The sequence below is a fragment of the Bacillus sp. LL01 genome (assembly GCF_001037965.1).
Genome location: NZ_LFEL01000012.1, coordinates 22,062 through 28,417 on the forward strand (window position 1 = coordinate 22,062; position 6,356 = coordinate 28,417).

General features: G+C 39.1%; 9 protein-coding genes. 1 reads left to right on the forward strand and 8 read right to left on the reverse strand.

What is annotated here, in order from left to right:
* Window positions 1-160: 160 nt before the first annotated feature.
* From spoVG to AB685_RS20905, 8 genes are all read right to left on the reverse strand, one after another.
* Window positions 161-454, reverse strand: a complete 294-nt coding sequence (gene spoVG, locus AB685_RS20870) for a septation regulator SpoVG (RefSeq protein ID WP_047972517.1) — start codon at window positions 452-454, stop codon at window positions 161-163.
* A gap of 152 nt (window positions 455-606) precedes the next feature.
* Entirely contained in the window at window positions 607-984 is a 378-nt protein-coding gene (locus tag AB685_RS20875; RefSeq protein WP_198530558.1) for a RidA family protein, read from the reverse strand.
* Window positions 981-1,835: a pur operon repressor gene (gene purR / locus AB685_RS20880; RefSeq protein WP_047972519.1), complete on the reverse strand. Its 855-nt coding sequence runs from the start codon at window positions 1,833-1,835 to the stop codon at window positions 981-983. Before purR ends, AB685_RS20875 begins: the two co-directional genes overlap by 4 nt.
* A gap of 68 nt (window positions 1,836-1,903) precedes the next feature.
* Window positions 1,904-2,758 (reverse strand): 4-(cytidine 5'-diphospho)-2-C-methyl-D-erythritol kinase, encoded by an 855-nt coding sequence (ispE, locus tag AB685_RS20885; RefSeq protein ID WP_047972527.1) that lies wholly within the window; start codon window positions 2,756-2,758, stop codon window positions 1,904-1,906.
* Between the two features lie 133 nt (window positions 2,759-2,891).
* Window positions 2,892-3,077 carry a small, acid-soluble spore protein, alpha/beta type gene (locus AB685_RS20890; RefSeq protein ID WP_047972520.1) on the reverse strand — a complete coding sequence of 62 codons (186 nt, stop codon included), beginning with the start codon at window positions 3,075-3,077 and terminating at the stop codon, window positions 2,892-2,894.
* Between the two features lie 119 nt (window positions 3,078-3,196).
* On the reverse strand, window positions 3,197-3,460 hold the full coding sequence (locus AB685_RS20895) for a Veg family protein (RefSeq protein WP_047972521.1): 264 nt from the start codon (window positions 3,458-3,460) through the stop codon (window positions 3,197-3,199).
* Between the two features lie 222 nt (window positions 3,461-3,682).
* Window positions 3,683-4,531, reverse strand: a complete 849-nt coding sequence (locus tag AB685_RS20900; RefSeq protein WP_047972522.1) for a proline/glycine betaine ABC transporter permease — start codon at window positions 4,529-4,531, stop codon at window positions 3,683-3,685.
* Window positions 4,524-5,762, reverse strand: coding sequence for a glycine betaine/L-proline ABC transporter ATP-binding protein (locus AB685_RS20905; RefSeq protein WP_047972523.1), 1,239 nt, complete (start codon window positions 5,760-5,762; stop codon window positions 4,524-4,526). Before AB685_RS20905 ends, AB685_RS20900 begins: the two co-directional genes overlap by 8 nt.
* A gap of 264 nt (window positions 5,763-6,026) precedes the next feature.
* Between AB685_RS20905 and AB685_RS20910 the strand changes: the two genes are divergently transcribed.
* Window positions 6,027-6,356 (forward strand): glycine betaine ABC transporter substrate-binding protein (locus AB685_RS20910; RefSeq protein WP_047972524.1); only part of this gene is annotated, 330 nt, incomplete at its 3' end.

Genomic DNA, 6,356 nt, shown 5'->3' on the forward strand with positions numbered 1-6,356 from the left:
GATGTGTTTTCAAGGACTGTTCATTAGTTGTATCAAACTGGATATGTCAGCTTCTTGAACATTTCCCTAAATCAACCTAAAACCTACCTTCTAAACAAGGTATTTACATTTAATAAGGAGGAAATAAAAAAGACCTATCTTAATTGATAGGTCCTACTTCCTAGGAAGCTCCAGCTTCCTCGTATTCAACTTCTTCAAATTCTCCAGCCCGTTCGTACTCAGTTAGTACCGCTGTTTGGATCTTGTCACGTGTACGGGATGAAATAGGATGAGCTATATCTCTAAACTCCCCATCAGGCGTTCGCTTACTAGGCATCGCTACAAACAAACCATTGTTTCCATCAATCACACGGATATCATGAACAACGAATTCATGATCAATTGTGATAGATGCAATCGCGCGCATCCTGCCCTCGGTGTTCACTCGACGTAATCTCACATCTGTTACCTGCATGTTGTCACCACCTATAAGAGTAGATTATTCATGCTATACCAATTCTCTGTTAACTTTCTAATTCCTTCTTTTATAGAAAGAAAATTTATAATCTTTTTATTTTTTAATAACACAAAAAAAAGACCGTGCTTTTGGCACAGTCTTTCATGCACTTATTTAACTAAGGCAACCACTTCAATTTCAACAAGTACGTCTTTAGGAAGACGTGCCACTTCTACACATGAACGTGCAGGTTTATGAGTATTAAAGTATTCACCATATACTTCATTGATACGAGGGAAGTCGTTCATATCTTTAATAAAAACAGTTGCCTTTACCACAGTTTCAAGTGAAGCATCTGCTTCTGCCAATACTGCTTGAAGGTTTTTAAACACTTGATGAGTTTGCTCTTCTACCGTTCCATTGATTAAATCGCCTTCCGCCGTTAATGGAATCTGACCTGAGCTATAGAACATATTATTTACAATAATCCCTTGTGAATATGGGCCAATAGCATCTGGCGCATTATTTGTGTGAACTATTTTCATTATAAATCCTCCTCTGCAATCGGTACAAGTTTTTCGAGTACGTTCCCAGCTTCTACTTTTATCGTTTTGTCTCTGACATTAACCTCCGATAAACGGGTAATTGACATGTATTCATCGATAAGACGTTCTTCTGCCTCCACATCTACTGATTCAACCAGTACACCGATGCCAACCAGTTCAGCCTGGAACTCCTCTAACAGATCAATCATACCACGAATGGTACCCCCAGCTTTCATAAAATCATCGACTATAAAGACCCGAGACCCTGGCGCTAAGCTTCTTCTAGCTAATGTCATCGTTTGAATTCGCTTAGATGAACCTGATACGTAGTTAATACTAACCATAGAACCCTCTGTTACACGATGATCACGCCTTACAATACTAACAGGTACATTTAAATACTCTGCAACGGCGTATGCAAGTGGTATCCCTTTTGTCGCAACCGTCATGACGGCATCAATCTTCTTATGAGCAAGAACGGAAGCAAATAGTCGTCCCACATCTTGAATAAAACGAGGACTTCCTAATAGATCCATCATGTACAGGTAGCCACCTGGCAACACTCGGCCCGGTACAGCTAATTGGCTTATGAGTTTATCAACAATCTCACTCGCTTCTTTCTCTCCGACCTTTGGCATGTACTTCATGCCACCACTCGCTCCTGGAATCGTCAAGAGAGTGCCGTACCCTTCTTGCTCAAATATTTCTTTGACTATTACCAAGTCTTCGCTTATTGAAGACTTAGCTGATTGGTAACGATCTGCAAAATACGTAAGTGAGATCACTTCATGTGGATGCTGAAGCATATAATAAGTCATATCGACAAGCCGTCCGCTTCGTTTTAATTTTTTCATAATACCCCCACTAAAAACCGAATAATTAGTTATAACATATCACTTTTGTACGGTTTTTAGCAAGTAAACTAGGAACGAATTAAACGAACTGCATACACATCGCTACAGAAACCGCGTAGCCCATTATATACTCTATGTAGTCTTGATTCCTTCTCTACCAAGCCAAACACAGTCGGACCACTTCCACTCATTAACACACCATCCGCCCCGAAACGTTGCATTTGTTCTTTAATTTTACGAACTTCTGGGTGCATATCTAACGTTACCGTTTCGAGAACATTATGAAGATGATTACAAATCCCTTTAAAATCTTGGTTTTTAATAGCTTCTATCATCTGCTCTGTTTTAGCATGTTCTACCTCATTTACATTTAACCGCTTGTACACATCAGCAGTCGACACCCCAATTGGTGGTTTAGCTAGGATAACCCAACATGGAGGTGGAGAGTCAATATGTTTAATAATTTCACCACGCCCAGTCGCTAGTGCAGTGCCACCATAAACACAAAACGAAACATCCGACCCGATCTCCGCACCAAGCGTTGCAAGCTCGTCCAAACTAAGACCTAGCGACCATAAGTCATTTAAGCCTTTTAAAGTAGCCGCCGCATCGCTACTACCCCCAGCAAGTCCTGCTGCAACTGGTATTCTTTTTGTGATATAAATGGATACACCTTGCTTTACTTGATAGCGCTCTTTTAGCAAAGAAGCAGCCTGATAAGCTAAGTTACGGTGATCGCTTGGGACGAAGCCTTCTGATACATCTACTTTGATTTTTCCGTCTTCGGTACTTGTCAAATCGAGTCGGTCTGCTAAATCGACTGTTGTCATGATCATTTCAACTTCATGATACCCATCTTCTCTTTTTTTGATTGCGTCTAAAGATAAATTAATTTTAGCAGGAGCTTTAACTGAACATTTCACCATAGTCACCTTCTATACTATCCATTTGCTTACGTTATTTTATCACTTGTTCATCCAACATACCACAGCWAGTCGATTTTCTCTTTAACAATGAAGAAAWCCGAGGCATGATGCCTCGGTTATTGTCGTCTCTCTATTTTGATTGTTGTTGATGTGCCAATTGATTTTCAGCGATCTCAACTGCACGCTTAACCATATTCCCAGCATCTCTCGAGCGAATACCGCCCCATCCTTCTTTTTGGACAGTGTCATAAAAGCCAAGCTCTTTTGCTAGCTCTTCTTTAAATTGTTCAGACATTACACCGCGTTTTCTGCTCATGATACAACAACTCCTTTTTTGAGAAGACCGACGACATTCTTAGAATGCACCTGAAATCAAAAAAAATGACTCCCTAATGCTTCCATTAGAGAGTCAACGTATGTGAATTCTATGTTGAGTTACTTTATTGCTGAGGCACTTTCACCCTCATCACAAAGCATAAGTTCGACTGTTTCAGTTAAAATATCTGCGTAACTATACGATACACGTTCAAATGCATTCTGTTGTTCATCCAATTTCACAATGAAAACTGAAGGGTATGTTTCTTCTAAAAGACCTGAACGTTCCATCGTTTTCCGACGGCCGCCATTCGCCTTAATTGTAATCCGTTTCCCAACATTGGCATCTAACGCACGCTTAATGTCTATCAACGTTTTTCCCATTATTACACCCCACCTCATTCTTAAAATATATTATAGCACGCATCCTCAATTTTGTCAAATAAATTTAAAATTATATMAATTGGACATATTGATTGTCAATGCTTTCAACAAAATCCGTGCAACATTTTTTCTCCTTATCTATTTTGTCTAAGTTTGTCAAAATTATGTATGGATAATAAAAAAACAAACCGCACATGGTTTTACATGTACGGTTTACTTGATCTATGTTGGTTGATTAGATTTATTTTTTCTTTTTAAATTTTGAGTAATGCGGTCTAACATAATARCTAAAATAACGATAGCTAGAMCAGCTTCAAACCCTGTACCTATTCGAATTTGTGATACAGCGCGATAAACATCTGATCCAAGTCCAGGTGCTCCGACTAGAGATGCGATAACAACCATTGATAAGGCAAGCATAATCGTTTGATTAACACCAGCCATGATTGTCGGCATCGCAAGCGGTAACTGTACTTTGAACAATTTTTGTTTTGTGGTCGATCCAAACGCATTGGCTGCTTCAACCAAGTCGCTTGGCACCTGTCTAATCCCTAAATTTGTTAGACGAATGGTTGGCGGCATCGCGAAAATGATCGATGAGAAAATACCAGGTACTACCCCTATTCCAAAAAATAAAATAGATGGAATCAAATAAACAAAAGCAGGCATCGTTTGCATAAAGTCCAATACAGGTGTCACTATCTTTTGAACCTGATTATTTTGAGAAGCCCATATTCCAATAGGGATGCCGATCACAATACAAATAATAACAGAAGTTAAAATAAGCGCTAAGGTTTGAATCGTACCTTCCCAGTAACCCATGTTCAGGATAAGCAGTAACCCAGCTAATGTGAATACACCGATTCTCCAACCGCTTGTCCACCAAGCTAAGGCAGTAAAGACTATTATCAAAATAAGTGCCGGAATTGCGCTCAGACTATCTACAACAAAGGATACATATCCACTAACAATAAGGGATAAAAAATCAAAGAAGCCTCCAAATTGAACATTAATCCAGCGAATAAAGGTGTCCATCCAATCTCCTAATGGTATTGCAGGTATATTATTCATTTGTCGCCACTCCTTCATTTAAACCCTCTTTATCACCAGCAAGGGCCCCAATCACTCGCCCTCTTACTATAATTCCCACTAAGCGATCTTGCTCGTCGATAACCGGGAGCGGCAGTGGTGATTCGGTCATTTTTTCAAAGATTTCATCTAAAATTGTATCTTCTTTCACTGTTGGTAAATTCTTAATCATAATGTCTTCAAGTTTAAGATTTTGCTTAACAGCAGCAGAAGCATCATCTGCAGTAACTGCTCCAAGTAATTTCTTTTTCTTATCGACAATATACATACTTGAATAGCCCTCGTGCTTCATCAGCTCTAATGCTACTCGTGGTCCCCGGTCCAATTGTAGCGTTTCTGGTCGCTTCATCACCTTTTGAGCCGTTAATACTTTGGATAAATTTACATCTTCAACAAATCGTTCTACATAATCATTGGCCGGGTTCATCATAATTTCTTCTGGTGTGCCAATCTGTACAATCGAACCATCCTTCATCAAGGCAATACGATCGCCAATACGTAGAGCTTCGTCTAAATCGTGAGTAATAAAGATAATGGTCTTCTCCATTTTTTCTTGTAGCTCCAGAAGCTCATCTTGCATGTCTTTACGAATAAGAGGATCTAGGGCACTGAATGCCTCATCCATTAAAAGAACGTCTGGCTCATTCGCAAGGGCACGCGCTAACCCTACTCGCTGTTGCATCCCTCCACTTAATTCGCTCGGATAACTTTTTTCATATCCTTTTAATCCAACTAATTCAAGAGCTACTCTTGCTCTCTCTTCAATCTTCTTTTTATTGATCCCTTGAACTTCAAGTCCATATCCGGTATTTTCTAGAACCGAACGGTGTGGGAATAACGCAAACTTTTGAAACACCATACCCATTTTTTCACGGCGAAGTTTACGCAATTGTTCTGGTTTCATATCTAAGATATTCTCTCYATCAACCAGCAATTTGCCTGATGTAGGATCAATCAAACGGTTAAACATTCGAACTAATGTAGATTTTCCACTTCCTGACAATCCCATGATTACAAATATCTCTCCAGGGTATACTTCAAAAGAAGCCTGATTAACCCCAATTGTATTTCCAGTCTTCTCAAGAATTTCTTGTTTAGACTTGCCTTCAGCTAACATAGACACAGCTTTCTTCGGCGTCTGACCAAAGACTTTAGTTACTTGTTCAACAGTAATTTTAGGCTTCAYCGTAATCACACCATCCCTAATTTTCATATTCTCCCTAACAGGTAAAAGTGTAGTGCAAATAGATTATCCCCCAATTTGCACATCTCAATCCAATTGTAGGATTCTAGATTTTACACACAGTAGTATAGTTTACCCTTAATTAACAAATTGATCAAATCAAGTGCTTAAAATTGCCTCAATACAGTCTTTTTGATTTGTTTAGGTCGCTTGACATTATCAATAAGTATCTTTAAAATGCCTATTTGTTGACTAAATGATTTTTTCAAGAAAAAGAAGAGGGGTTTTGGAAAGATGAAAAAATGGTTAAAAATGACTACAGCTATTCTCTCAGCTTCTATTATTCTTGCCGCTTGTGGTGGGGACGATGCAGGGTCTGAAGATAGTAAAGGTACCTTAAAAGTTGGTTTAAACAACTGGGCTGAGAATGTTGCTGTTTCAAACATGTGGAAAGTAGTACTTGAAGAAGAGGGCTACAATGTTGAGTTAAATGAATTAGATAAAACGCCTGTATGGACTGGGATTGCTCGCGGAGATTTAGACGTCGCTCCTGAGGTTTGGTTGCCAATTACAGACGAACCTTTGTATGAAGAGTATGGAGAAGACGTTGAATTACATGAGATT

Excerpts from the sequence above, each read along its gene's own strand:
- spoVG (WP_047972517.1), bottom strand. The coding sequence starts at position 454 with ATGCAGGTAACAGATGTGAGATTACGTCGAGTGAACACCGAGGGCAGG.
- purR (WP_047972519.1), bottom strand. The coding sequence starts at position 1,835 with ATGAAAAAATTAAAACGAAGCGGACGGCTTGTCGATATGACTTATTAT.
- AB685_RS20890 (WP_047972520.1), bottom strand. The coding sequence starts at position 3,077 with ATGAGCAGAAAACGCGGTGTAATGTCTGAACAATTTAAAGAAGAGCTA.
- AB685_RS20895 (WP_047972521.1), bottom strand. The coding sequence starts at position 3,460 with ATGGGAAAAACGTTGATAGACATTAAGCGTGCGTTAGATGCCAATGTT.